Here is a 24,268-nt window from a genome sequence, read left to right on the forward strand (position 1 = left end):
GTGGTCGAATGATGCAGAATCACAACAATGTGTCCTGAGGGCTGATCAAACATCGGATGAGCAGTACACTCATCCCGAATCTCAAGGAAGAGAGGCGAACGTGCTGAGCGGCATCCACCCGATCCTCAGCGGCGAGCTGCTCGCCGCGCTCGATCGTCTCGGCCACGGCGACGAGCTCGTCGTCGCCGACGCGAACTTTCCCGCGCATCGCATCGGCGAGACGGTCATCGAGGCGGCGGGCCTCGCTGCCCCCGCGGTCGTCGGCGCGATCCGCACGGTGCTGCCGCTCGACTCGTACGAGGGGGCATCCGTTCTGCTCATGGCCGCAGAGGGCGGCGAACGGCTCCCGGTGCAGCACGAGCTCGTCGAGGCCGCGGATGCCTCGCCCGACCGCGTGGACGAACTCGAGCGCTTCGCCTTCTACGAGCGGGCCGCGAGCGCACGCCTCCTGGTGCGTACCGGCGAGCTCCGGCCCTACGGCAACCTCATCGTCCGCAAGGGCGTCGTGAACCGCTACGATCCGACGGGAGCCGCACGATGACGGCGAGCACCGATTCCGCAACGCCGCTGCTCCACGTCGAGGGTGTGAGCAAGGGGTTCCCCGGCGTGCAGGCGCTCGATGATGTGCGGCTCGACCTCCGCCATGGCGAGGTGCTCGCGCTCGTCGGCGAGAACGGCGCCGGCAAGTCGACGCTCATGAAGCTGCTGGCGGGCATCTACACCCCCGACACCGGCACGTTCCGGCTGAACGGGGAGGAACTCGCGATCGAGGGGCCGCGCCACGCGCAGGAGCTCGGCATCTCGATCATCCACCAGGAGTTCAACCTCATGCCCGACCTCACGGTCGCGCAGAACATCTTCATCGGCCGCGAGCAACGCAGCGCCGGGGTGTTCCTCGACGATCGCGCCCTGAACCGTCGCGCGCAGGAGCTGTTCGACCGGCTGGGGCTCGCGCTCGACCCGTCCGAGCGCGTCGAGCAGCTCACGGTCGCCAGGCAGCAGATGGTCGAGATCGCGAAGGCGCTCTCGTTCGACGCCAAGGTCCTCATCATGGACGAGCCCACCGCAGCGCTGAACGACGCCGAAGTCGACGTGCTGCTGGACCTGATCCGGCGGTTCCGCACGCCCGAGACCGGGGTGATCTACATCTCCCACCGCATGGAGGAGCTGGCGCGCATCTCCGATCGGGTCACGGTTCTGCGCGACGGGCGTTACGTCGGCACGAGGGTGACCGCCGAGACCGATCCGAAGGAGATCATCTCGCTCATGGTGGGCCGGGAGATCACCGGCGAGCAGCGACCGGCCTCGACGCCGCACGAGGGCGAGCCGATGCTCTCGGTCCGCAACCTCAGCACCAAGAACCTGCTGCGCGGCGTGAGCTTCGAGGTCCACGCCGGTGAGATCCTCGGCTTCGCCGGGCTCATGGGCGCAGGGCGCACCGAGGTCGCCCGGGCGATCGTCGGCGCCGACCGCCTCGATGCCGGCGAGATCCTCGTGCGCGGCCGGGCGGTCACGATCACGAATCCGGCCGAGGCGGCGAAGCTCGGCATCGGCTACCTCTCCGAGGACCGCAAGCAGCTCGGCGTGCTCCTCGAGCGCAGCGTGCGCGAGAACATCGTGCTCGCGTCCCTGCGCGACTATGTCACGCGCCTCGGCTTCGTGCGCGACGGTCGAATCGAGGCCACGGGCCGCGAGTACGTCGAGAAGCTCCGCATCAAGACCCCGTCGACCGCACAGCTCGTGCGGAATCTCTCCGGCGGGAACCAGCAGAAGGTCGTCATCGCGAAATGGCTCGCGAAGGACTGCGACGTCCTCATCTTCGACGAGCCGACGCGCGGCATCGACGTCGGAGCCAAGGAGGAGATCTACACGCTCCTGCGGCAACTCGCCGACCAGGGGAAGGCCGTCATCATGATCTCCTCGGAGCTGCCCGAGGTGCTCCGCCTCTCCGACCGCATCGCCGTGATGGCCGAGGGTCGGCTCACTGCGGTGCTCGACAACGCCGACGCCACGCAGGAGAACCTCATGGACTACGCCACCCGATTCTCAAGCGAAGGAACGATCGCACAATGAGCCCGACGACCACGCAACCGACCTCCGGTCCGACCCCGTCGACCACGGCGTTCGCCGCGGTCGAGGCCGGGACGCCACGACTCGCGTGGCTCCGGGGCTCGGTGCAGCAGCTCCTCGCATTCGCGAGCCTCATCGTCATCGTGGCGGTGTTCTCGTTCGCGAGCCCGCACTTCTTCACGACGAACAACCTCGTCTCGATCCTGACCGCCGCGACCGTCACGGGCATCCTCGCGCTCGGCACGACCTTCGTCATCATCACCGGCGGAATCGACCTCTCGATCGGCACCGCGATGGTGCTCTGCGGCGTGATGGCCGGCGTCTTCCTCACCTACCTGGGGTGGCCCCTGTGGGCAGGCGTCGGGGCGACGATCCTGTTCGGGGCGCTCATCGGGTTCATCAACGGCGTGAACATCTCGGTGTTCGGCATCCCGCCCTTCATCGCGACGCTGGGCATGATGCTGATCGCCGCAGGCCTGTCGCTCGTGATCTCCGGTACCAAGCCGATCTACTTCACCGAGACGCCCGACTTCCAGTCGATCATGAACCTCTCGATCGTTCCGGGCATGCGTTTCCCGCTCGGCGTCGCGATCTTCATCGTGATGATCGTGGTGGCCGCGGTGCTGCTGTCGAAGACCATCGTCGGCCGCTACACCTTCTCGATCGGTTCGAACGAGGCGGCGACGGCGCTCTCGGGCGTCAACGTGCGGCGCTGGAAGATCATCGTCTACACGCTCGCCGGGCTCTTCGTCGGACTCGCCGGAGTGCTCAGCGCATCACGTCTCTCGTCGGCGCAGCCGACGGGCGGCATGGGCCTCGAGCTCGAGGCGATCGCCGCCGTCGTGATCGGCGGCACGTCGCTGCAGGGCGGCAAGGGCTCGATCGTCGGCACCGTCATCGGCGCCCTCATCATGGCCGTCCTCACGAACGGCCTGCGCATCATCTCCGTTCCCCAGGAGTGGCAATCCGTCGCCGTGGGCATCGTGATCCTCGTCGCCGTCTACCTCGACATGCTGCGACGTCGTCGCACCTGACCAGACCCGGAGCGCTGCCCCTGACCCAGGCACTCGGTCGCACGCGCTCCACCCGCGAATACCCACCACAACACCAAGGAGTGAGCATGTTCAAGAAGCGCACGATGGGCGCCATCGCCGGCGCGGTTGCCGCAGCCCTCATCCTCGCCGGTTGCGCCAACGATGGCGGCGGCAGCGGATCCGACGAGGGGGGCGGCGGCGACAAGCCGTACATCGCACTCGTCTCGAAAGGGTTCCAGCACCAGTTCTGGCAGGCCGTGAAGACGGGGGCCGAGCAGGCCGCCGAGGAGTTCGACGTCGAGATCACCTTCGAGGGTCCCGACACGGAAGCCGATGTCGACCAGCAGATCCAGATGCTGCAGACCGCCCTCGACAAGAACCCGGCGGCGATCGGGTTCGCGGCGCTCGACAGTCAGGCGGCCGGCCCGCTGCTGCAGCAGGCGAAGGATGCCGGCATTCCGGTGATCGCGTTCGACTCGGGTGTCGAGAGCGACATCCCGCTGACCACCGCGGCAACCGACAACACCGCTGCCGCAGCCGAGGCCGCCAAGCAGATGGCCGAGGCGGTCGGGCACGAGGGCAAGGTCGCGCTCGTGGTGCACGACCAGACCTCGGTGACCGGCCAGGAACGCCGCGACGGGTTCGTGGACTACATGGAGGAGAACGAGCCGAACATCGAGATCGTCGACGTGCAGTACGGTGGCGGCGACCAGGCGAAGTCCGCCGACCTCGCCAAGGCGATCATCTCGGCCAATCCCGACCTGAAGGGCATCTACGGCTCGAACGAGGGTTCGGCGATCGGTGTCGTGCAGGCCGTCAAGGAGCTCGGCATCGACCCGACGCAGCTCGTCGTGGTCGGGTTCGACTCGGGCAAGGCGCAGATGGATGCGATCCGCGACGGACTCATGATCGGCGCGATCACGCAGAACCCGGTCGGCATCGGCTATGAGACGGTGAAGGCGGCCGTCGAGGCGCTCGACGGCAAGGACCTGCCGAAGACCATCGACACGGGCTACTACTGGTACGACGCGTCGAACATCGACGACGAGGAGATCCAGGCCGTCCTCTACGAGTAGGGAACGATGCCACGAGGGGTGTCGGCGTCGGCCGGCGCCCCTTCTCCGCGCAGTCGGGCTGCTCAGGGCGCGGTGCCGGGCAGTCCGTAGAACGAGGTCGCGGTTGCGGCGTCGACCGCCTCCCGCTCGGTGGTCGACGGGTTCGTCGCGGCGTGCACCCGGTCGATCCACTCGCCGAACGTGCCCGCGGCTCCGAGCTTCGCACTGACGGGCCAGTCGCTTCCGACCATCGAGCGATCGGCGCCGAACGCCTCGACCGCGTGCCGGATGAAGGCGGCCGCATTCCGGTCGAGCGACGCGGCGTCGCGAGCCTCGGGCGCGAGCCCCGAGACCTTGATGCTCACCGAATCGAGCGCGGCGAGGTCGTCGATTGCTGAAGCCCATCGCCGGCCCGACTCCCCGTCGATGCCCTCGTCGACCGGCGGCTTGCCGAGATGATCGACGACGACTCGCAGCGATGGCGACTGCTCGAGCAGCGACGCGAGCAGGGGGAGTTGTTCGTGCCGCACGCAGGCGTCGAACGTCAACCGGCGCTCCGCGAGCGCAACGAGCCCGTCGCGCAGGGCCGGGCTCCTGAAGAAGTCGTCGGGCTCGCCCTGCAGGAGATGGCGCACACCGACCACACGCCGCATCTGCGTGAGGGCGTCGAGGTGCGCGGCGAGGCCGACGCGGTCGCGGAGGTCGACGCCGGCCACGATTCCCGCGAGCTCCGGCCAATCGAGCCCATCGACCCAGCGCGCCTCATCGAGCGCGCTGCGCGAGTCGCAGTCGGCCTGCACGAAGACCATCGCGCTGACGCGGCCACCGGCGCGGTCGATGTCGGTGGGCAGCATCGGTCGGTCGAGCGGTTCGAGCCCGTTGAGCCACGGGTAGTCGAAGCGTCGTGGATCCCAGATGTGGGTGTGCGAGTCGACGACGTGCATCGGACGCCTTCCTAGGACTGCGCGGCGGCGCGCAGCCACTGCTCGATGCCGCTCACGTGCACCACGGTGAGCGCGGAGGCGAGCTCGGCGTCATGGGCATCGATCGCGTCGAGGATCGCGTGGTGCTCCTGCAGGGTGCGCTCGACGGCGCCCTCCTGGGTGATGCCTCGCCAGATGCGGGCGCGCACGGTGTGGCTCGACAGGGAGTCGATGAGGCTGGCGAGATAGGTGTTGCCGGTGGAGTCGGCGATGCCGCGGTGGAACTCGAGGTCATGGGCGACGAGGTCTTCGACACCGGCGGCGTGGTCGACCTGCGCAACGGTCTCGCGGAGTCGGGCGAGCTGGGCGTCGTCGGCGTTCGCGGCGGCGAGCGCCGACGCGGCAGGCTCGAGGATGCGGCGGACGGCGAAGATCTCGAGCACCGACTGGTCGTCGTGCAGGTCGACGACGAACGACATCGCCTCGAGGAGGAGTCGCGGCTCGAGGCTCGTGACGTAGGTGCCGTCGCCCCGGCGCACGTCGAGCACCCGGATGACCTCGAGCGCCTTCACGGCCTCGCGCAATGAGGATCGCGAGAGTCCGAGACGCTCGCTCAGCTCCTTCTCGGGCGGGAGCCGATCGCCGGGTGACAGCTCACCAGCGAGGATCATCTCTTTGATGCGCAGAATTGCTTCGTCGGTGACCGCCATGGTCGCATCGTAGCGCGGCAGCGGGCAGACGTCAGATCTTTACGCCCGCGGCGCGCCAGAGGTGCATCGACGCGTAGCTGCGCCACGGGGCCCAGCGCGAGCCGAGCCCAGCCAGGGCGGTGGCTGATGCGGGCAACCCGAGTCGTTCGGCGCCGCTGCGCAAGGCCAGGTCACCGGTGAGCAGCACGTCGGGCGCGCGGGTGACCCGCATGGCGACGTACCCGGCCGTCCAGGGGCCGATGCCGGGGATGGCGAGCAGGTCGGCTTGGAGCTCATGCCGCTCGCGCTCGGACGCGACGACGAGCTCGCCGGACGCGAGACGCTGCGCGACATCGAGGATCGTGCGCACCCGGGCCGCCGGCCCCCGCAACACCGTGTCGCCCTCGAGGGCGATCGCACTTGCCGTGGGAAAGAGCAGGCTCGGCCCCTCGTCGGCGCGGGACATGCGCTCACCGAGTTCGACGGCGAGTCGCGTGAGTGAGGTGCGGGCGGCCTTGACCGACACCTGTTGCCCGATGAGCGCGCGGAAGACGAGTTCGTGCGGGTCGAGGCATCCGGGTACCCGGATGCCGGGCGTCTCGGCGACGGATGCCGCGAGGGCGGGGTCGTTGCCGAGCGCGGCGTCGATCGCCACTGCGTCGGCGTCGAGGTCGAACAGCCGACGCACCCTTGCCACGAGCGGCGGCAGGTCGGCGAGTGTCGCAAGTCTCGCGTCGACTTCGATGGCCGGTGCCGCATCGTCGTGATTGCCCGCGAAGGCGACGACGGCCGGACCGCCCGGCAGTCGCAGGGTGCGCTCGTACCGGTCGTCGCTCGCGAGTTCGATGCCGTCGAGTGCCCGCGCCGCGAGCCAGGCGAAGACGCCGGCCGCGTCGAACGGCGGCCGGGCCGGCAGGCGGAGGTGTACGACGCCGGCATCGACTGCGGCCGGCGGGCTCGACGAACCGGGCGACGGCGACCCGGGCTGCCGAGCCGGTCGGCGCTCGCGCTCGCGCACCCGCGCTGCGGCGCGCAGCTCGAGCGGACTGCGCTCGTAGACCGCTCGGATGGTGTCGTTGAACTGGCGGATGCTGCCGAAGCCCGACGCGAAGGCGACGTCGGCGGCCGGCAACGAGGTCGCGGTGAGCAGGGTGCGAGCGGTCTGCGCCCGGTGCGCTCGGGAGAGGGCGAGCGGCCCGGCGCCGAGCTCTGCGGTGAGGACCCGCGTGACGTGTCGCGGCGTGTAGCCGAGTCGTGCGGCGAGCCCGGGCACGCCCTCGCGCTCGACCACGCCGTCGGCGATGAGTCGCATCGCGCGGGCGGCGAGGTCGTCGCGCAGGTCCCACTCGGGGGAGCCGGGAACCGCATCGGGCAGGCAGCGCTTACAGGCCCGGAGACCGGCTTCGTGGGCGGCTGCTGCCGTGAGGTAGAAGCTCACGTTCGAGGCCTTCGGCGCGACGGCAGGGCAGCTCGGCCGACAGTAGATGCCGGTCGAGTGCACACCCGTGATGAACTGCCCGTCGAAGCGCGAGTCGCGGGCCTGCATCGCCCGGTATCGCTCGGCGAAGACGGGGTCGGCCAGTGGATCGGCCGGCCGTCTGAGTGTGCGCTGCGCGTCGGTCATGCGTCCAGCCTCGCACGGCCCGGCGACATCGACTGGCGGGAATCGGACACCGCCTCCGGCGCTAGGGTGGTGGGATGCCGCACGACGTCGTCTCCCAGCTCCGGCGCGCCATCGGAGCATCCGTCTCCACCGATCCCGAGTCGCTCGAGGCAACGCGGGAAGACCGCTCCGGATGGCGGAGCGCCGTGGTCCCGCTCGCCGTCGTGCACGCGACATCCGTCGACGAGGTCCAGGCCGTCATGCGCATCGCCCACGCGACGGGCACCCCGGTCGTGCCCCGTGGGGCCGGCACCGGGCTCGCCGGCGGCGCCATCGCGAGCCCCGGCGCGATCGTGCTCGACCTCTCGCGCATGAACCGCATCATCGAGATCTCCGAGGCCGACGAGCTCGCGGTGGTCGAGCCGGGCGTGCTGAACGGCGACCTCAACGACGCGCTCGCGCCCCTCGGCATGTGGTTCGCGCCCGACCCCGCGAGCCGCGCGATCGCCTCGATCGGCGGCAACATCGCCACCAACGCGGGGGGCCTGCTGTGCGCGAAGTACGGCGTCACGCGCGAGGCGGTGCTCGGCCTCGCCGTCGTCCTCGCCGACGGGCGCCTGCTCCGCACCGGCCACCGCACGGTCAAGGGGGTCACGGGCTATGACCTCACGGCCCTGTTCACGGGCTCCGAGGGCACGCTCGGCGTCATCGTCGAGGCGACCGTGCGGCTGCGTCCCGTGACCATCGGCGACACCGTGACCGTCGCCGCCGCGTTCCCCGACGTCGAGACGGCCGCCGCGGCATCCGCTGCCGTCACCGCTGCCCGCATCCGCCCGGCGGTGCTCGAGCTCATCGATGCGGCGGGCCTGGCACGGGTCGCCGCCTTCCTCGGTCCCGTGGCGCTCGCGGGCACGCCGCTCGAGACGATCGCCCCCGACGAGACGTTCCTGCTCGCCCAGAGCGACGCCGCCGGCGCCGCGGTCGAGGCCGCCGAGATCGCGGCGCTCTTCGCGGCCAACGGCGGGCGCGTGACGATGTCGACGGATGCCGCCACGGGCCAGCGCCTGCTCGACATCCGGCGGGCGGTGCACCCCGCGCTCGCGGCCTCGGGGCAGGTGCTCATCGAAGACGTCGCGGTGCCGCGCTCCCGGCTGCCCGAGATGTTCCGCGCGATCGACGAGATCGGGCGGCGGCATGGCATCGAGATCCCCACGATCGCGCATGCCGGTGACGGCAACCTGCACCCGAACTTCGTGTTCACGGGCAGCGAGGTTCCCGAGCACATCTGGACGGCCGCCGACGAGATGTTCCGTGCCGCGGTCGCGCTCGGCGGCACGCTCACGGGCGAGCATGGCGTCGGCATCCTCAAGCGACGCTGGCTCGCCGACGAGCTCGGCGACGACTCCTTCGAGTTGCAGCGGGGCATCAAGGCGCTGTTCGATCCGAGCGGCATCCTCAAACCCGGGGGTCATGTTCGAGGCATCCGTCGGCCCTGCTCGATAGGCTGCCCGCGTGACCAACGCGTCTCCCAGCCCCGCGCCCAACCCAACGCCCGCGCCGTCGCTCTTCGCCGCACCGCCGCCCGCGCGCGGCGGCACGGGCGTCTTCGCCGCCATCGGCATCGTCGTCGGCGCCCTCGTGGGCCTGCTCGTCATCGCCTACATCGGGCTCGCGCTGGGCGTCTCGGCGCTCGTCATCGGGTCGCTGCTGGCGCTCGCGCCCCTCGCGATCGTGCTGTTCACCGTGGCGTGGGTCGACCGGTGGGAGCCCGAGCCGCGGTGGGCACTGTGGTTCGCCTTCCTCTGGGGAGCGGCCGTGTCCGTCGCCATCGCGCTCCTCGTCGACCTCAGCCTGCAGCTGCTGCTCGCGTTCACCGAGCCCGGCGGAAGCCCGAACGCGGCGCTGGCGGCGGTGGTGCAGGCGCCGATCGTCGAAGAGACCGCGAAGGGCATCGGCGTGCTCTGCTCCTCTACGCGTTCTCGCGCTCGCACTTCGACGGACCGGTCGACGGCCTCGTCTACGCGGCGACGGTGGCCGCAGGCTTCGCGTTCACCGAGAACATCCTCTACTTCGGTGCCGCGCTCGCCGAGGGCGGTCCGAGCGAGCTCGGCGCCACGTTCGTCGTGCGCGGGCTCTTCTCGCCGTTCGCACACGTGCTGTTCACCGCCTGCACCGGGCTGGCCATCGGCATCGGCGCACGGCGCGGCGGTGGGGCGGGCGTCGTGGGGTGGTTCCTGCTCGGCCTCGCCGGTGCGGTCGTCCTGCACGCCCTCTGGAACGGATCGCTCACGTTCGCCGACGACATCGTCGGGCTCTACTTCACGGTGCAGGTTCCGATCTTCGTCGGTGCCGTGCTGCTCACGGTCTTCCTGCGTCGTCAGGAGGTGCGGGTGACCCGCGCACGCCTTCGGGAGTACGCGGCCGCCGGATGGTTCAGCGCGGCCGAAGTCGAGATGCTCGCGACGCCGGCCGGCCGGCGACAGGCCCGTGCCTGGGCGGGGGCGCAGACCCCACCGCGCACCGCGCTCATGCGACGACTCATCGCCGACGCCACGAAGCTCGCCTTCAATCGGCACGCGCTCGTCACGGGTCGCGCCGACGTGCGACGCATCATCGATGAGCGCGTGCTGCTCGAGGCCGTCGCCGCCGACCGGGCGGCGCTGCTGCGCTGACGCCGTGCACCGTGCACTGGTACCGGCACGAAGAAACTCGCCGCCCAAGTGGTGTGGCAGTGCCGACAGCGCTCCGTGGGCGACGAGTTCTCGGATTCCAGCGTGCAACGTGTTCGCAGTCAGCGCAAGAGGGGGGTGGACGGTTGTCCACGTTTGCCTCGCGGGCGGGCATCTGTTTGGCTGGACGCATGACCGATACCAGCAAGAAGCCCGAGATCGACGCCCCCGAGGGGCCCGCCCCCGCCGACCTCGTCATCGAGGACATCGTCGTGGGCGACGGTGCCGAGGCCGCGTCCGGCTCGACGGTCGACGTGCACTACCTCGGCGTCGAGTACGACACCGGTGAGGAGTTCGACTCGTCGTGGAGCCGCGGCCAGTCGATCAACTTCCCGCTGCGCTCGCTCATCGCGGGCTGGCAGGAGGGCATCCCCGGCATGAAGGTCGGTGGCCGCCGCAAGCTCACGGTGCCGCCGCAGAAGGCCTACGGCCCCGCTGGCGGCGGACACCGCCTCTCGGGGCAGACCCTCATCTTCGTGATCGACCTGCTCGGCGTCAGCTGAGCGAGCTGCACGACCTCGAGGCCGGTGGGCAGTCGCCCACCGGCCTTCGTCGTGTCTGCCGGAACATCGGTGCGACGGATGCCCGGGGCCGCTCACCCGCTCGGCTACGATGCTGAGACGCCCGGGGAACCCGACCACTCGAGAGGCACGCGTGTGACTGCGCCCGACTCCGCATCAACTGGCGTTCGCGGCGCGCCCACGGCCCGTCGCACCCTCGTCGCGTTCGCGCCCTTCCTCGCCCTCGCGGTCGTGCACCTCGCCATGATCGCGCTGGGGCTCGACGAGGCGGCGCGCGTCTCGAAGCTGCTGCTCATGCCGGCGCTCGCCTTCGCGGTCATGCTCGCGCTGTGGCCGGTGCGCAGCGACGCCTCGTGGCTGCTCATCACGGCGATCGCCTTCTCATGGGGCGGTGACGCGGCGCTCACCGTCCCGGGTGAGTGGTGGTTCATCATCGGGCTCGGGTCGTTCCTGCTCGCGCATCTCGCCTACATCGCGCTGTTCTTCCGGCTTCCGGCCGAAGGGCGCAGGCTCAACGCCTGGGCGCTCGGGTACGCCGTCTGGTACATCGGGTTCCTGGCGCTGCTCGCCCCGCACCTCGGCGGCATGATCGTGCCCGTCGCGGTCTACGGTGCGGTGCTCGGAGCGATGGCCGCGCTGGCGGCAGCGCACGGCGGGCTCATCGCCGCCGGTGGTGCGTTCTTCGTGGTCTCCGACTCGGTGCTCGCGCTCGGCAGGTTCCTGCCCGGCTACGAGTTCGCGCTGCACGACGTGACGGTGATGACGAGCTACCTCGCCGCGCAGGGGCTCATCGCGTTGGGGGCCGTGTCGGCGATTCGCGCCGACCGCCGCGCTCGGGTTCCGTCGCGTCCTGCACGCGATCGACGAGCTTCCGCCACGGCCCGGTGAGCTGCCGTTCGGCGAGGGTCGCCTCGTGCGGCTCGCAGCGGATGCGGTAGACGAACCGGTCGGGTTCGGGCGGAACCGGCGGGGGCGCGCTCCACGGGATCTCCTCGATCAGGAGATACCACTCGTCGCGATCGGGCTGGTCGTCGATGCGGACATGCCAGGTCAGCCGGAGTCCGGCGAGGCCGCCGCTTCGCGACACGAAGACGTCCATGCCCGCGATGCTACTCCCGTGGCACCTCGATGCCCACGGCCGACCAGCCTCCGGCGACCGCCCGCTCCTCGGCGGAGTCTCGGCCGAACCGCTCGCGTGCGGCACGCGCGGTCTCGGCGGCGAAGCGGTGGAAGCCGTCGTTGGCCCGGAGCCGGCCCGAGGTGAGCACGTCGTACCAGATGCGGCCCACGTGCTCCCACGCGAACCCGCCGAGCTCGACCGCGGCGAGGGCGAAGGCCCGGTTGGGGATGCCCGAGTTCAGGTGCACGCCGCCGTTGTCGTCGGTGGTCTCGATGTACCGGTCGAAGTGGTCGGGCTGCGGGTCGCGGCCGAGCACGTCGTCGTCGTAGGCCGTGCCCGGCTCGAGCATCGAGCGGATGGCGCGACCCTCGACCAGCTCGGTGAACACGCCCTCGCCGATGAGCCAGGTGGCGGCCTCGGCGTCTTGGCCCATGGCGTACTGCTCGACGAGCGCGCCGAAGACGTCGGACACGTGTTCGTTGAGGGCACCGGACTGGCCCTGGTACCGCAGCCCCGCGGTGCGTTCGGTGACGCCGTGCGCCACTTCGTGGCCGATGACGCTGAGCGATTCGGTGAACCCGCGGAACACCTCGCCGTCGCCGTCGCCGAAGACCATGCGCTCACCGTCCCAGAAGGCGTTGTCGTAGCGGTCGCCGAAGTGCACGGTGGCCTCGAGGGGCATGCCGGCGTCGTCGATGGAGTCGCGGCCGTAGACCCGGGCGAACAGGGCGAAGGTCTCGCCGAGGCCGTCGTAGGCGTCGTCGGCTGCGGCGTCGCCGGTGGGCGGCTGGCCTTCGCGGCGCACGATGCGACCGGGCAGGGTTTCGAGGCCGCCCGCGTCGGAGATGCGCCGATCGGGTGCGGGCGCCTGGCCCGGGAGCGCCGCCGGCCGCTCGTCGCGGGCAGGGCGCGCGGGGTGCTCGGACGCGATGAAGGACGGTACCTCGCCGGAGCGGCGCCATTCGCGCAGCGGCGCGTCGCGGAGGAGCGAACGGCGAGCGGCCTCGGATGCCGCGCCGAAGCGAGGATCGTCGGTCGCCGCGATGCGCGCCAGGAGGTACGGCGGCACGATCGCCGCGTGCGGCGACGGATGGGTGTAGGGCCGGGGCATCCGCGTCATGCATCGATGGTGGCACGTCCCCACGACAGCGCGTCCTCGTGTGACGGGCGAGCCGCGGGAGCGGACTGGACCCGGCACCGGGCGACCCGCGGTGGACGCACGACTTGCCGCAGCCCCGAGCCCTTGCGAAGCTTGGGCCGTGACCTCCGCCGCCCTCGCCGCACCGTTCGAGGTGCGCACCCACCCCATCGGGCTGGTGCCGGCCGCCATCGTCTGCGGCGCCGCGGTGCTGCTGTTCGGATTCCAGCTGCGCATCCCGGGCTACGTGATGCTGGCCGTCGGGCTCCTCGTCGCGTGGCTCGTCGACCGGTCCGGCCGCACGACCCGCCTGCTTCCCGACCTCGCACTCATCGCCCTCGGACAGGTGATCATCTCGACGATGTCGCTCGAGGCCGATATCAGCTACCCCAACATGGTCCGATTCACGATCGTGCTCGGGTCCGCTGTCCTCGTGCCGTATCTGATCTCGCGGTTCGTGTACCGCGATCACGTGATCCGATTCCCATGGCGCACGGGCAGGCGCTGGACGCGCGTGCAGTGGGGCTACCTCCTGCTCGTGCTGTTCCTCGGCTGGGCGATCCTGCCGTTCTACTTCATCACGTCGGGCGTGTACACGAACTGGCCCACCGTCACCGAACCCGACGAGATCGCGCGCCTCTTCGTCGGCGTCAACGCCGTGGGCACGTGGGACGAGCTCTTCTTCATCTGCACGGTGTTCGCGCTGCTGCGCCGCCACTTCCCGACGTGGCAGGCGAACCTGCTGCAGTCGATCGTGTTCGTGTCGTTCCTCTGGGAGCTCGGCTACCAGAGCTGGGGTCCGCTGCTCACGATCCCGTTCGCCCTGCTGCAGGGCTATACGTTCAAGCTCACGAAGTCGCTCACGTACGTGCTGGTCGTGCACCTGCTGTTCGACGCGATCGTCTTCGCCGTGATCGTGTACGCGCACAACGGCTGGCCGGCGATCTTCCTCCTGGCCCCGTGAGCGAAGGCGAGCGGCTGCCGCCACTCGAGCGCAGCGCGGCCGGCCACGATGCGGCAGCCGACCTCGCGGCCCGAATCACGGCTACCTGAGCTGTCCGCGAATCTCGCCCGGGCCGTTCAACGGCGTGTGCACGTTCACGTAGTAGTCCTTCGGGTTCGCCTCGATCGCGGCGAGCACTGCGGAGCTCACCGTCTTGCACTCCGACACCTCGGAGGTCGCGCCGGGCGGCGTCATGAGCGGGACGACCACGGGGCCGGGGGTGTTGCGCTCGCCGATGTGGATGTGCGCGGCCACAGGTGCCGCCGAGAGGCCGGTGACTGAGAGCGTATAGCAGAGCTGGTCGCCGTCGATCGAGTAGGAGAAGGAGCCGTGGGCGCCGCCGACAGACGGTGCGGGCGTCTCCTGGCCGGTGTTCAGCGGGACGGTCGTCATGGTGGGGGGTGCCGCCTGTGCGGCGCCGGCGCCGCCGAAGGCGAGGGCGGCGACGGCCGCGAGGCCGACTGCGGTGATGCGCGCGTGCCTGCTCATGGACATGATGGAGTCTCACTTCCTCGGGTCATTCCGCACGCTACGCCGACCGCGGGCAAGTCTCAAGGGTCGACGGATGCCCCGTGCTCGCCGAGCCAGTCGAGCAGCACGGCGGCGTGGTTGACGAGCTCGTCGCGGGCGCCGAACAGGAGGGTGACGCGGTCGTGCTCGCGTCCCAGCTGGAGCAGCGCCTGCGCCGCCGGGTTCGCGTCGAGCTCGGAGCGGTACGTCGCCGCGAACTCGTCGAAGCGCTCGCGGTTGCGGTGCCACTCCGTGCGGAGCGCGGCGGAGGGCGCGGCATCCTTCGCCCATTCATCGAGTTCGGCCTTCTCCTTGCTCACTCCTCGCGGCCAGAGCCGGTCGACGAGCACCCGGTAGCCGTCGGATGCCTCGGCCGGCTCGTAGACGCGCTTGATGGCGAACGCCATGCTCAGGCCTGACCCCTCCTGCGCAGCCCGAACAGCACGAGCGCGATGCCGGCGATCGCGATGATCGGTCCGAGGACCGCCCAGAAGCCGGAGCCGGTCATGGCGCTGCCGCCGACGAACCCGAGGCCCTGCAGCGTGAACACGACGCCGCAGAGGGCGACGATCACGCCGACCGTGATGAGAACGGGCTTGCGCATGTGGTCTCCTTCGCGCCGGGCTCGTGACCCGAGCGCAGCGCCTCCATTGTCGCTCCCCGCCACCCCTCGGGCGCAAGGCTCGGCCTCGGGCGCAAGCTCGAGTGCCGCTCCACGCGGCGATCCGGGGTCATCCGCTCTGGTAGAGTATTGAGGTTGCCGTCATGACGGCCGCGCACAAAGAGAGCCCAGGCATTCGGCCACGGGCAGCGCGCAACGAATGAGAAAGGGGATCCCATCTATGGCACTTGAAGCTGATGTCAAGAAGGCGATCATCGAAGAGTACGCGACGCACCCCGGTGACACTGGATCCCCCGAGGTCCAGATCGCGCTCCTCACGAAGCGAATCAAGGACCTCACCGAGCACCTGAAGGAGCACAAGCACGACCACCACTCGCGTCGTGGCCTGCTCCTCCTCGTCGGTCAGCGTCGTCGACTGCTCGGCTACCTCGCCGACGTCGACATCGCGCGCTACCGCAAGCTCATCGAGCGTCTCGGTCTGCGCCGCTAGGCAAGTACTGCGCCGCACTCGTGCGGCCTTGCGGCTCTCGCTGATACCGCGAACTTCTTGCGAACGCCCCTGCTCCGGCAGGGGCGTTCGTCATTTCCGGGCGGATGCCACGACGCGGCGTGGAGACCGCCTCAGATCAGCCCCTGGTCGATGCCTGCCGCGATGCGGTCGAGCATGTCCTCGGCACCGCGCTGCGCGGCAGCGGGATCGGACGGCGGCTCCAGCGTCGCCAGGGTGTACGTGAGTTCCGACGTCGCGGCGCGCGCCGGCTCGATCGTCACGGTCACGACCTCGCGCGGGTCGTCGAACTCCAGCACCACGCGGTGGGGTGGATCGAGCTCGCGGTACCGGAATCCGAACGGGATCTCCGAGCCGTCGGCATCGGAGACCATCACCGCCTCGACGCCTCCGCCGGGCTGGGGCGTGCTGCGGATCCGTTCGGCCGGGGTCTGGAACCCGTCGACGACGAACCACTGCTCGAGTCGCGACGGGTCGATGAACGCCGCGAAGACGCGGTCGGGCGGGGCATCGAGGTGCCGTCGAACGGTGAAGACCTCGTCGTCGGTCGCGGGCACGATCGCTCCTCTCAGCCGGCCTCCACTCACGGTAGGTCGGTTGGACGCGGGCGTCCAGCCCAGAAGCGGTCACACGGCGCGTGCGCGGTACGCGCGCACCGCCATGCGGTTGCCGCAACGCGTGGTGCAGAACCGGCGTGAGGCGTTCTTCGAGAGGTCGACGTAGAGGCTCTCGCAGTCGTCGGCGTCGCAGACGCGCAGCCGGTCCATCTGGTCGGCGCGGATGACGTCGACGAGGGCCATCGCCGCCTCGACGAGGATGCGACGGGCGAGCGGTGCATCGGGTTCGGTCGCGTGGATGTGCCAGTCGATGTCGTCGTGGCGCACGAGGCGGGGGAGCGCTCGAGCTTCGGCGAGGAGCTCGTTGACCGCGTCGGCCGCGTCGTCGCGGTCGAGCAGCCACAGTTCGCGCAGGCGGGTGCGGACCTCGCGCACCTCGTCGAGCTCCACATCGCCGCCATCGCGACGCCCGGAGTACTTCCAGGCGTCGAGCAAGGCCGTCAGCTGCGCTTGCGTCGCCAGCTCGTCATCGCCCGAATCGGACGCCTCGGGCGTCGTGTCGGCGAGCGCCGCGACGAAGCCGAGTGCAGCTTCGGTGTCATGGGTGAAAAACATTTGACTCCTGACGCACAGCTCAGATACCGTCATGAGTATAACGAGTTTCGGGCATGACGGTGCCGGTGACTCGCGGATCGGACGGGGATACGCATGCGCGGCTCACGCGGCTTCATCGGAATCGTGCTCGGCCTTGCGGCCGGCCTCGCGTTCGGCGCGGGCGGCGCGATCGTCAAGCCGCTGCTCGAATCCGGCTGGTCGCCGGGAGCCGCAGTGTTCTTCCGCATCACGGTGGCGGCCCTGCTGCTCGCGGTGCCGGGGCTCATCGCCCTTCGGTTCGACCTGCGCCCGCTCTGGCGTGCGAAGTGGACCGTGCTGGTCTACTCCGTCATCGCGGTCGCGGGCGTGCAACTCGCGTTCTACACGGCGATCGCGCGAATCCCCGTGAGCACGGCGCTGCTCATCGAATACCTCGCGCCCGTCGCCCTCGTCGCCTTCGCGTGGGTGCGCACTCGTCATGCTCCTCAAATCGTCGTGCTCGCCGGCTCGGTCGTCGCGATCGCGGGACTCGTGCTCGTGATCGGGCCCACCGGCGGCCCGCTCGATCCATTCGGCGTCGTGATCGCCGGCGTGGCGATGCTCGGCGTCGCGGTCTACTACGTGCTGGGCGAACGATCCGATCTCGGGGTCCCGCCGATCGCGCTCGCCGCGGCCGGATGCCTCATCGGAGCCCTCGTGCTCGGCGCCGCGGCGCTCGCCGGGCTCGTGCCCTTCGAAGCCGAGTTCACCGACGTCGGGTTCTTCGGCGGCACCGCCCCCTGGTGGGTCCCCGTCCTCATGGTGGCGGCGATTTCCACGGCGTTCGCCTACGTGGCCGGCATCCAGGCGATCCGGCTGCTCGGCACGAGGCTCTCCTCGTTCCTCGGCCTCTCGGAGGTCGTGTTCGCGGGAATCGTCGCCTGGGCGCTCCTCGGCGAGGCGATCGGGCCGGTACAGCTCATCGGCGGCATCCTCATCCTCGGCGGCATCGTGCTCGTGCGCCTCGAGCGGAGCGCGCCCCGCGCCGGCGTCCCCGTCGCCCCGGCGCTCGACGCCGACGTCGAACCCGGGCCGGGCCGGCTCGAAGTCAACCCGTTGCCGCCTGCACCGGCGCCTGCCTACCGTGGACCCTCCGACGAGTGAAGGAGGAGTCATGCCATCGCAACTCGAGGGCAAGAGGGTCGCGTTCCTCATGACCGACGGGGTCGAGCAGGTCGAGTTCACCGAACCGTGGAGCGCGCTCAGGCAAGCCGGCGCCGAGGTGACGCTCGTGTCGCCGACCGAGGGCACCGTGCTCGGGCTGCATCACCTCGACAAGGCCGACACGTTCGACGTCGACCTCGGCGTGACCGGCGCCGACGCATCCGACTTCGACGCGATCGTGCTGCCCGGCGGCGTCGTGAACGCCGACCACTTGCGCATGGACGCGGCATCCGTCGCCTTCGTGCGGAGCTTCTTCGAACAGCACAAGCCGGTCGCCGCGATCTGCCACGCACCGTGGATCCTCGCCGAGGCGGGCGTCATCCGCGGTCGCAGTCTCACGTCGTACCCGAGCCTGAAGACCGATCTCGTGAATGCGGGCGCCGACTGGAGCGACGAAGCCGTCGTCGTCGACCAGGGGCTCGTCACGAGCCGCAGGCCCGACGATCTCCCGGCCTTCATCGACAAGGTCATCGAGGAGATCGCCGAGGGCGAGCACGCCGGGCAGACCGTGTAGCCGGCCCTCCCGGAGCGGACCGCCACACTACGACGACCACCCACTGCTCGCGTCGCGGATCCGTAGACTCGGACCATGCGCTTCGGCATCGTCATCCTCCCGCAGTACGACTGGCCCGATGCGACGCGCTACTGGCGCGGCGCCGAAGCGTACGGCTTCGACCATGCCTGGACCTACGACCACCTCTCCTGGCGCAGCCTCGCGGGTCAACGCTGGCATGCCACCGTGCCGACGCTGACGGCGGCCGCGATGGTCACCGAGCGCATTCGGCTCGGAACGTTCGTCACGAGCCCGAACTTCCGCCACCCGGTGCCCTTTGCGAAGGAGGTCGCGACGCTCGACCAGATCTCGGGCGGGCGCCTGGTGCTCGGCGTGGGCTCCGGGGGCACCGGATTCGACGCGTCGGTGCTCGGCCAGCCCGAGCTCACGCCTCGCGACCGCTTCGCCCGGTTCGCCGAGTTCACCGAGTCGCTCGACACGCTCCTGCGATACGAGCAGCCGGGCGCCGGCGGCATCTCGTTCGAGGGCACCTGGTTCACGGCATCGGGCGCGCGAATGGTCGGCGAGCCCGCCCAGCTGCCGCGCACGCCGATCCATCTCGCGGCGAACGGGAGGAAGGGGCTCGCGCTCGCGGCACGCCTGGCCGACGGCTGGATCACGACCGGCCCCGACGACGACGGTACCGACGCCTGGTGGCGCGGGGTCGCCGAGCTCGCCGAGCGATTCGACTCGGCCTGCGCTGAAGCCGGCCGCGAACCCTCGAGCGTCGACCGCACCCTCTCGCTCGACTCCGAGCGGCGGTACAGCCTGACGAGCGCCGCGGCGTTCGAGGACGCCATCGGCCGGGCCGCCGAGTTGGGCTTCACCGACGTGGTGACGCACTGGCCGCGCCGCGACGGCATCTACGCCGGTGACGAGGCCGTGCTCGACGAGGTCGCGTCGCGTCTCGCGACGCTGCGCTGACGCGCTCGCCACCGTTCGTCGCGATACCCTGAGGCCCATGCCCGCGCCCCGATCGAAGCCCCTGCTCGCCTGGGAGCCGCTCCCGTACTTCGTGCTGTTCGTCCTCGTCGTCGCCGTGAGCCTCGTTCGGCCCGAGCGGGCGCCCTGGGGGTTCTGGCCGCTGCTCGTGCTCGTGGTCCTGGTCGCGGCGTGGCTCGTCCGTTCCATCATGCGAGACCGCCGGCCCGCGAATCCCGACCGATGGGGCGACCTCTCGAGCCTCGAGGGGCTCGACGGCCTCGAGGTCGTCGACGCGCCTGCGGTCGATCGCGCGGTCCGCTCCGTCGTGCCGGTCGTCGACACCGAGCGACACCAGGCGGCGATCGAGCTCGCGCGCCTCCACGGCGGCGCCGAGCAGGCAGCGTTGCTCGTGCCACGTGCGAGCCGATGGATGTCCCGTCGCTACCGCATCGGCGTACAGCTCGTCGGCGGTGACCGCCCTCGCCACGCGGGATTCCTGGGCACGCGAGCCGACGACCGCTGGCGCGACGTGCTCGATGCCGCCCGCATGCGCGGAGTGCTGATGCGGGTGCCCGCGCTCGTCACCCGCGACGCGCGGCCCTTCGGGGTCGAGCTCGATCTCAGCGGGCTCGCGCGACTCGAAGAGGCGGCCTGACCGGCATCCTCGGTCGCTGCGCGCGGACGGTCAGGCGGATGCCGCGCCGGATCGTGCTTCGGCGTCGGCTTCCTGACGGTCGAGGTCGGCGCGCACCTGCTCCATGTCGAGGGCGCGCACCTGTGAGATGAGTTCGTCGAGCATCGGGCGGGGGAGCGCGCCAGCCTGGGCGAAGACGCCGATGCCGTCCTTGAAGGCCATGATCGTCGGGATCGACGTGATGTTCATGGCCGCCGCGAGCTGCTGCTGGTCTTCGGTGTCGACCTTCGCGAAGGTGAGGTCGGGGTTCGCCTCGGCGGCCGCCTCGTAGTTCGGCGCGAACTGGAGACACGGGCCGCACCATCCGGCCCAGAAGTCCACGAAGACGGTGCCGCCTCCGAGGATCGTCTGCTCGAAGGACTCCAGGGTGAGTGCGACGGTAGCCATCGCTCCAGCCTAGGGCGACGAACTGGGCGTCTGCCCGGGTTTCGCTGTGAGCGACCGATGAACGGACGCTCGCTGCGTCGATCCCCGCGGCGTCGCAGGTCTTCGCTATCGTGAATCCGTGGTCGCATTCGGAGGCGTGCTCGGGTCGTTCCGGCGTCGCTCCGCCGCGGGCTCGCCGCTCTCGGCCGCGGTGGGTGCCGACGACGCGCTCGCGCTCGACGCGTCGCTTCACGAGGTCGACTGGCGCACGTTCCCGCCGGGTACGGAGTTCACCAGATTCGAGGCTCCGAGCGGCCCGCTCGCACGCGTCGCGCTGGGGCCGGTCGATGCGCCACGTGTCGTGCTGGTACCGGGCGCGACCGGCTCCAAAGAGGATTTCATCCTCATGTTCCCGCTCTTCGCCGCGGCGGGCTACCGGGTCGAGTCGTTCGACCTCGCGGGCCAGTACGAGTCGTCGGGCGCCGGGCCGTGGAATCTCGACCCGCCGCGGTCGAGGTACGACGAGCGCCTGTTCCTCGACGACCTCATCGCCGTGCTCGACGACGGGGCGGCACACGCCCACGTGCTGGGCTACAGCTTCGCGGGCACCCTCGCCGAGCTCGCCCTGGTCGAGCGGCCCGACCGGTTCGCGAGTCTCACCCTGTTGAGCGCGCCGCCCGAGCCCGGCCAGGCATTCCGCAACGTCAAGCGCATCGGCCCGATCAGTGCGTTCACCTCGCCGCGCCAGGGAGCGGCGCTCATGCTGTGGGGCATCCGCAACAACCTCAATCGGGTGCTTCCGGGCCGGCTCGCCTTCGTGCGCGAGCGCTTCGCGCACACCCGGCGCGACAGCGTCGACGACATCATCGCCCTCATGATGCAGACGCCCGACGTTCGCGCCCGGGTCGCGCTCGCGACCGTGCCGAAGCTCGTCGCGGTCGGCGAGCACGACCTCTGGCCGCGCGAGCTGCACGAGCGCTCGGCCCGCGAGCTCAACGCGACGTTCGCGGTCTACGCCACCGGTCACAGCCCGTGCGAGACGGCACCGCATCAGCTCACCCGCGACATGCTCGCGCTCTTCGAGGCGAGCGGCCACACCGCCTGAGCGGCAACGGCGCAGGTCACACGGCCAACGGGCGCTCGCCGTCGGCGTCGGCGTCGAATGCCGGCCCGCCGGCCGTGCCGTGGTGAGGCGCGCGACGACGATCGGCCCGGCGCTCGAGTGGCGGCCACTCGGGCCATTCGACGGCGAGGGTGTGGAACCCCATGCCCACGCGCCGGGCGAGACCGGCCACGCTCGAGAACGGCCGCGCCGAGACGCCGACGATGAGCCGGTGCTCGCGCACGACCGTCATGCCGGGTTGCAGCCACCACGACAGGTCGAGGTCGTCGTGCACGTCGGCGCGATCGCGGTGCACGATGTCGCGCAGCCGCCGCCACGCGTCGCGCCGAATCGCATAATTCGAGCCGAAGACCGGCGGGTGGCCGAGCAGGGCGCCGATGACGGTGAAGTAGCTGCCGAGGTAGATGTTGTGGGCGATCCAGCGCAGCACCGCGTTGCCGCCGTAGAACTGTCCCGAACCGGTGACCACGGTGGGCCGATCGGCGCCGCGCATGCGCCGCTCGATCTCGGCGATCCAGTCGGGCGCCGGGACCGAGTCCGCGTCGAGCCGTGCGAGCAGGTCGCCGGATGCCGCGTCGAAGCCCGCGGCGGTCGCGGGCCAGATGCCGCGCAGCGGCTCGTCGACGACTCGAGCGCCGGCGGCGCGGGCGACGGCGGTCGTGTCATCCGTCGAGCCGTTGTCGACGACGATGACCTCGTCGGCCGGGCGGGTCTGGCGAGCGAGCGCGTCGAGGCAGGCGGCGAGGTAGCCCGCGTCGTTGAGACTCGGAATGACGACCGAAATGGTGCCCATCGTGGCGAGTCTAGCCACCGCGTGAGTCGCTGACGCACGTTTCGTGCGTCGTGCCCGGCTGGATCGGGGCAGGGGCTGTTGTGGGTGCTGAGGGTCCGCATATGCTGACCCTCAGCCGGGGGCCAATGGGGGCACCCGGTTCCGAAGGGAAGACGATGTACACATCTGCAACACTTTCCAATCGCGCGAAGACGGTGATGATCGCCACCGCGGCCGTCGCCACCCTCGCGCTCGTGCCGGCCGGAGCCGCATTCGCGGCGCCGAGCTCGCAGGGCTGCGACAGCCGCACGAACAACACCTACGACAAGTTGCTCGGCTGCGTCACGGTCGACGGCGTGCTCGAGCACGAAGAAGCCTTCCAGGCCATCGCGGATGCCAATGACGACAACCGCGCGGCAGGAACCACCGGCTACACCGAGAGCGTCGAGTACGTCGTCGACACGCTCGAGGCCGCCGGATGGAGCGTCGAACTCGACGAGTTCGACTTCACCTATGTTCCGCCGCCAACGCTCGAGCAGCTCACCCCGGTGGCTGCGGAGTACGAGTCGGCGGTGTTCACGGGCACCGGGTTCGGCGACGTCACCGGCAACGTGGTTCCGGTCGACGTCGTGCTCGCACCGCCGCGCGATCCGGTGACCAGCGGCTGCGAGGCGGCGGACTTCGCCGGCTTCCCGGTGGGCAGCATCGCCCTCGTGCAGCGCGGCACCTGCGAGTTCGGCGTCAAGGCGATCAACGCCCAGAATGCCGGCGCCTCGGCCGTCATCATCTTCAACCAGGGCAACACCGATCTACGCTCGGGTCTGGTCACGGGCACGCTGTTCGGCGTCAACCAGACGCCGCTGAGCATCCCGGTCGTCGGTGCGAGCTTCGCCGATGGTGCTGCGCTTGCGCAGACCGGCTCGACCGCGCGCGTCGCGGTCTTGTCGCCTGAGTCGCGCCCGCAGGTCAACGTGATCGCAGAGCTGCCCGGCAAGAACGACGACAACGTCGTGATGGCCGGTGCGCACCTCGACTCGGTGCAGGCGGGCCCCGGCATCAACGACAACGGCAGCGGGTCGGCGGCGCTGCTCGAGATCGCCCAGCAGATCTCGAAGCTGAAGCCCGAGAACACCATCCGGTTCGCATGGTGGGGTGCCGAGGAGAGCGGCCTTCTCGGTTCGCGTGCCTACGTCGCCGACCAGGTCGCCGCGGGCACGCTCGACGAGGTGGCGCTCTACCTGAACTTCGACATGGTGGCCTCGCCCAACTACATCTTCATGGTGTACGACGGCGACGAGTCCGGCTGGGACGCGCCCCAGGGCGTGCCCATCCCCGAGGGCTCGATCCAGATCGAGGATCTCTTCGAGAGCTACTACACGTGGGCCGGCGTGCCCTACGACGACGCGCAGTTCAGCGGTCGCAGCGACTACCAGGCGTTCATCCTGAACGGGGTGCCAGCGGGCGGCCTGTTCACGGGCGCCGAAGTCGTGAAGACCGCTGAGCAGGCTGAGATCTGGGGCGGCACCGCCGGTGCGCAGTACGACCCCTGCTACCACCTCGCGTGCGACGACATCGACAACCTCGCGCTCGACGCGCTCGACGTCAACTCCGACGCCATCGCGGCGGCGGTGCTGACCTACGCGTACTCGACCGAGACGGTCAACGGCGTGGTCGGCACGAAGGTTCCGGGCAACTTCACGTTCCCGGCTCCTGCCGGACCCGAGGGCACCGTCAACCTGCCCGGTGGTGGCGGGCTCGCGCCCGACCACGGTCACGAGCACGACGCCGTCGACTGATCCGACGCGCTGAAAGCGGGGCGGGGGTGCCGAACGGCGCCCCCGCCCTTCGCGTGTGCGAAGTCGGTTCGCATCGGGAATAGTGGGCGAGGGGCATCCGTTCAACACGATGTATGCAAATGCATGCAACGTGTGACACAGGGATGAGCCCAGGAGGGCGA

27 protein-coding genes and 2 pseudogenes are annotated in these 24,268 nt (G+C 70.3%); 17 read left to right on the forward strand and 12 right to left on the reverse strand.

All coding sequences use genetic code 11. The features are described 5' to 3' along the window. The first annotated feature begins 100 nt into the window (after window positions 1-100). The 4 genes from QFZ26_RS16060 to QFZ26_RS16075 all read left to right on the forward strand — a co-directional run bounded on the left by QFZ26_RS16060 (window position 101) and on the right by QFZ26_RS16075 (window position 4,180). Entirely contained in the window at window positions 101-541 is a 441-nt protein-coding gene (locus QFZ26_RS16060) for an RbsD/FucU family protein (RefSeq protein ID WP_307043878.1), read from the forward strand. After that, the gene (locus QFZ26_RS16065; RefSeq protein ID WP_307043881.1) at window positions 538-2,073 is read left to right on the forward strand and encodes a sugar ABC transporter ATP-binding protein; all 1,536 of its coding nucleotides are present in this window, start codon (window positions 538-540) and stop codon (window positions 2,071-2,073) included. Before QFZ26_RS16060 ends, QFZ26_RS16065 begins: the two co-directional genes overlap by 4 nt. Continuing rightward, window positions 2,070-3,104: an ABC transporter permease gene (locus QFZ26_RS16070; RefSeq protein ID WP_307043883.1), complete on the forward strand. Its 1,035-nt coding sequence runs from the start codon at window positions 2,070-2,072 to the stop codon at window positions 3,102-3,104. Before QFZ26_RS16065 ends, QFZ26_RS16070 begins: the two co-directional genes overlap by 4 nt. Window positions 3,105-3,190: 86 nt before the next feature. After that, a complete protein-coding gene (locus QFZ26_RS16075) occupies window positions 3,191-4,180 on the forward strand; it encodes an ABC transporter substrate-binding protein (protein ID WP_307043885.1) in 990 nt (329 codons plus the stop codon). A gap of 62 nt (window positions 4,181-4,242) precedes the next feature. Here the strand turns inward: QFZ26_RS16075 and QFZ26_RS16080 are convergent, their stop codons facing one another. Genes QFZ26_RS16080 through QFZ26_RS16090 form a run of 3 tightly spaced genes read right to left on the reverse strand, consistent with a single transcriptional unit; the run spans window position 4,243 to window position 7,395 of the window. Further along, complete coding sequence (locus QFZ26_RS16080; RefSeq protein ID WP_307043887.1) at window positions 4,243-5,103, reverse strand: amidohydrolase family protein; 861 nt, start codon at window positions 5,101-5,103, stop codon at window positions 4,243-4,245. A gap of 11 nt (window positions 5,104-5,114) precedes the next feature. Beyond that, window positions 5,115-5,792: a FadR/GntR family transcriptional regulator gene (locus QFZ26_RS16085; protein WP_307043889.1), complete on the reverse strand. Its 678-nt coding sequence runs from the start codon at window positions 5,790-5,792 to the stop codon at window positions 5,115-5,117. Window positions 5,793-5,823: 31 nt separating this feature from the next. After that, window positions 5,824-7,395 carry an AlkA N-terminal domain-containing protein gene (locus QFZ26_RS16090; RefSeq protein ID WP_307043891.1) on the reverse strand — a complete coding sequence of 524 codons (1,572 nt, stop codon included), beginning with the start codon at window positions 7,393-7,395 and terminating at the stop codon, window positions 5,824-5,826. Between the two features lie 74 nt (window positions 7,396-7,469). Here QFZ26_RS16090 and QFZ26_RS16095 point away from each other — a divergent pair. The 5 genes and pseudogenes from QFZ26_RS16095 to QFZ26_RS16110 form a co-directional block, all read left to right on the forward strand. Further along, window positions 7,470-8,840, forward strand: a pseudogene (locus QFZ26_RS16095) (FAD-binding oxidoreductase); the annotation flags it as partial. 172 nt (window positions 8,841-9,012) lie between these two features. Further along, window positions 9,013-9,270 (forward strand): annotated as a pseudogene (locus QFZ26_RS18925) (PrsW family intramembrane metalloprotease); the annotation flags it as partial. Further along, window positions 9,162-10,046 (forward strand): PrsW family intramembrane metalloprotease, encoded by an 885-nt coding sequence (locus tag QFZ26_RS16100; protein WP_307045111.1) that lies wholly within the window; start codon window positions 9,162-9,164, stop codon window positions 10,044-10,046. The pseudogene QFZ26_RS18925 and the gene QFZ26_RS16100, both read left to right, overlap by 109 nt. A gap of 188 nt (window positions 10,047-10,234) precedes the next feature. Further along, window positions 10,235-10,606 (forward strand): FKBP-type peptidyl-prolyl cis-trans isomerase, encoded by a 372-nt coding sequence (locus tag QFZ26_RS16105; protein WP_307043892.1) that lies wholly within the window; start codon window positions 10,235-10,237, stop codon window positions 10,604-10,606. Between the two features lie 153 nt (window positions 10,607-10,759). Further along, a complete protein-coding gene (locus tag QFZ26_RS16110) occupies window positions 10,760-11,512 on the forward strand; it encodes a lysoplasmalogenase (protein ID WP_307043895.1) in 753 nt (250 codons plus the stop codon). On the opposite strand, the gene QFZ26_RS16115 is transcribed toward QFZ26_RS16110, so the two are convergent. Both QFZ26_RS16115 and QFZ26_RS16120 read right to left on the reverse strand, forming a co-directional pair. Continuing rightward, entirely contained in the window at window positions 11,412-11,723 is a 312-nt protein-coding gene (locus QFZ26_RS16115; protein ID WP_307043897.1) for a protealysin inhibitor emfourin, read from the reverse strand. The two genes, QFZ26_RS16110 and QFZ26_RS16115, sit on opposite strands and share 101 nt — an antisense overlap. A gap of 10 nt (window positions 11,724-11,733) precedes the next feature. Beyond that, entirely contained in the window at window positions 11,734-12,864 is a 1,131-nt protein-coding gene (locus tag QFZ26_RS16120) for a M4 family metallopeptidase (RefSeq protein WP_307043899.1), read from the reverse strand. Window positions 12,865-13,003: 139 nt separating this feature from the next. Between QFZ26_RS16120 and QFZ26_RS16125 the strand changes: the two genes are divergently transcribed. After that, on the forward strand, window positions 13,004-13,846 hold the full coding sequence (locus QFZ26_RS16125; protein WP_307043901.1) for a CPBP family glutamic-type intramembrane protease: 843 nt from the start codon (window positions 13,004-13,006) through the stop codon (window positions 13,844-13,846). Between the two features lie 81 nt (window positions 13,847-13,927). Here QFZ26_RS16125 and QFZ26_RS16130 read toward each other — a convergent pair whose 3' ends face one another. The 3 genes from QFZ26_RS16130 to QFZ26_RS16140 are packed head-to-tail and all read right to left on the reverse strand — an operon-like array spanning window position 13,928 to window position 14,999. Beyond that, window positions 13,928-14,380 (reverse strand): CHRD domain-containing protein, encoded by a 453-nt coding sequence (locus QFZ26_RS16130; protein ID WP_307043903.1) that lies wholly within the window; start codon window positions 14,378-14,380, stop codon window positions 13,928-13,930. Window positions 14,381-14,436: 56 nt separating this feature from the next. Further along, entirely contained in the window at window positions 14,437-14,802 is a 366-nt protein-coding gene (locus QFZ26_RS16135; protein WP_307043905.1) for a DUF488 domain-containing protein, read from the reverse strand. Between the two features lie 2 nt (window positions 14,803-14,804). Beyond that, the gene (locus QFZ26_RS16140) at window positions 14,805-14,999 is read right to left on the reverse strand and encodes a hypothetical protein (RefSeq protein WP_307043907.1); all 195 of its coding nucleotides are present in this window, start codon (window positions 14,997-14,999) and stop codon (window positions 14,805-14,807) included. A gap of 238 nt (window positions 15,000-15,237) precedes the next feature. Between QFZ26_RS16140 and rpsO the strand changes: the two genes are divergently transcribed. Continuing rightward, window positions 15,238-15,507 (forward strand): 30S ribosomal protein S15, encoded by a 270-nt coding sequence (gene rpsO, locus QFZ26_RS16145; protein WP_307043909.1) that lies wholly within the window; start codon window positions 15,238-15,240, stop codon window positions 15,505-15,507. Window positions 15,508-15,638: 131 nt separating this feature from the next. On the opposite strand, the gene QFZ26_RS16150 is transcribed toward rpsO, so the two are convergent. Continuing rightward, on the reverse strand, window positions 15,639-16,082 hold the full coding sequence (locus QFZ26_RS16150) for an SRPBCC family protein (protein WP_307043911.1): 444 nt from the start codon (window positions 16,080-16,082) through the stop codon (window positions 15,639-15,641). 69 nt (window positions 16,083-16,151) lie between these two features. Then, window positions 16,152-16,697 carry a CGNR zinc finger domain-containing protein gene (locus tag QFZ26_RS16155; protein WP_307043912.1) on the reverse strand — a complete coding sequence of 182 codons (546 nt, stop codon included), beginning with the start codon at window positions 16,695-16,697 and terminating at the stop codon, window positions 16,152-16,154. 93 nt (window positions 16,698-16,790) lie between these two features. Between QFZ26_RS16155 and QFZ26_RS16160 the strand changes: the two genes are divergently transcribed. The 4 genes from QFZ26_RS16160 (at window position 16,791) to QFZ26_RS16175 (ending at window position 20,011) form a co-directional block, all read left to right on the forward strand. Continuing rightward, a complete protein-coding gene (locus QFZ26_RS16160) occupies window positions 16,791-17,819 on the forward strand; it encodes an EamA family transporter (protein ID WP_307043914.1) in 1,029 nt (342 codons plus the stop codon). 10 nt (window positions 17,820-17,829) lie between these two features. Then, a complete protein-coding gene (locus QFZ26_RS16165; protein ID WP_307043916.1) occupies window positions 17,830-18,393 on the forward strand; it encodes a type 1 glutamine amidotransferase domain-containing protein in 564 nt (187 codons plus the stop codon). Window positions 18,394-18,468: 75 nt separating this feature from the next. After that, complete coding sequence (locus QFZ26_RS16170; RefSeq protein ID WP_307043917.1) at window positions 18,469-19,356, forward strand: LLM class flavin-dependent oxidoreductase; 888 nt, start codon at window positions 18,469-18,471, stop codon at window positions 19,354-19,356. Between the two features lie 37 nt (window positions 19,357-19,393). Continuing rightward, complete coding sequence (locus tag QFZ26_RS16175) at window positions 19,394-20,011, forward strand: hypothetical protein (RefSeq protein WP_307043920.1); 618 nt, start codon at window positions 19,394-19,396, stop codon at window positions 20,009-20,011. 30 nt (window positions 20,012-20,041) lie between these two features. On the opposite strand, the gene QFZ26_RS16180 is transcribed toward QFZ26_RS16175, so the two are convergent. After that, on the reverse strand, window positions 20,042-20,437 hold the full coding sequence (locus QFZ26_RS16180; protein WP_307043922.1) for a thioredoxin family protein: 396 nt from the start codon (window positions 20,435-20,437) through the stop codon (window positions 20,042-20,044). Between the two features lie 118 nt (window positions 20,438-20,555). Here QFZ26_RS16180 and QFZ26_RS16185 point away from each other — a divergent pair, with 118 nt between their 5' ends. Further along, on the forward strand, window positions 20,556-21,521 hold the full coding sequence (locus tag QFZ26_RS16185; protein ID WP_307043923.1) for an alpha/beta fold hydrolase: 966 nt from the start codon (window positions 20,556-20,558) through the stop codon (window positions 21,519-21,521). Between the two features lie 16 nt (window positions 21,522-21,537). Here the strand turns inward: QFZ26_RS16185 and QFZ26_RS16190 are convergent, their stop codons facing one another. After that, window positions 21,538-22,332 (reverse strand): glycosyltransferase family 2 protein, encoded by a 795-nt coding sequence (locus QFZ26_RS16190; protein WP_307043925.1) that lies wholly within the window; start codon window positions 22,330-22,332, stop codon window positions 21,538-21,540. A gap of 197 nt (window positions 22,333-22,529) precedes the next feature. On the opposite strand from QFZ26_RS16190, the gene QFZ26_RS16195 reads away from it, so the two are divergent. After that, window positions 22,530-24,107, forward strand: coding sequence for a M28 family peptidase (locus QFZ26_RS16195; RefSeq protein ID WP_307043927.1), 1,578 nt, complete (start codon window positions 22,530-22,532; stop codon window positions 24,105-24,107). Window positions 24,108-24,268 lie beyond the last annotated feature (161 nt).

The organism is Agromyces ramosus (assembly GCF_030817175.1).
Classification (GTDB): Bacteria; Actinomycetota; Actinomycetes; order Actinomycetales; family Microbacteriaceae; genus Agromyces; species Agromyces ramosus_A.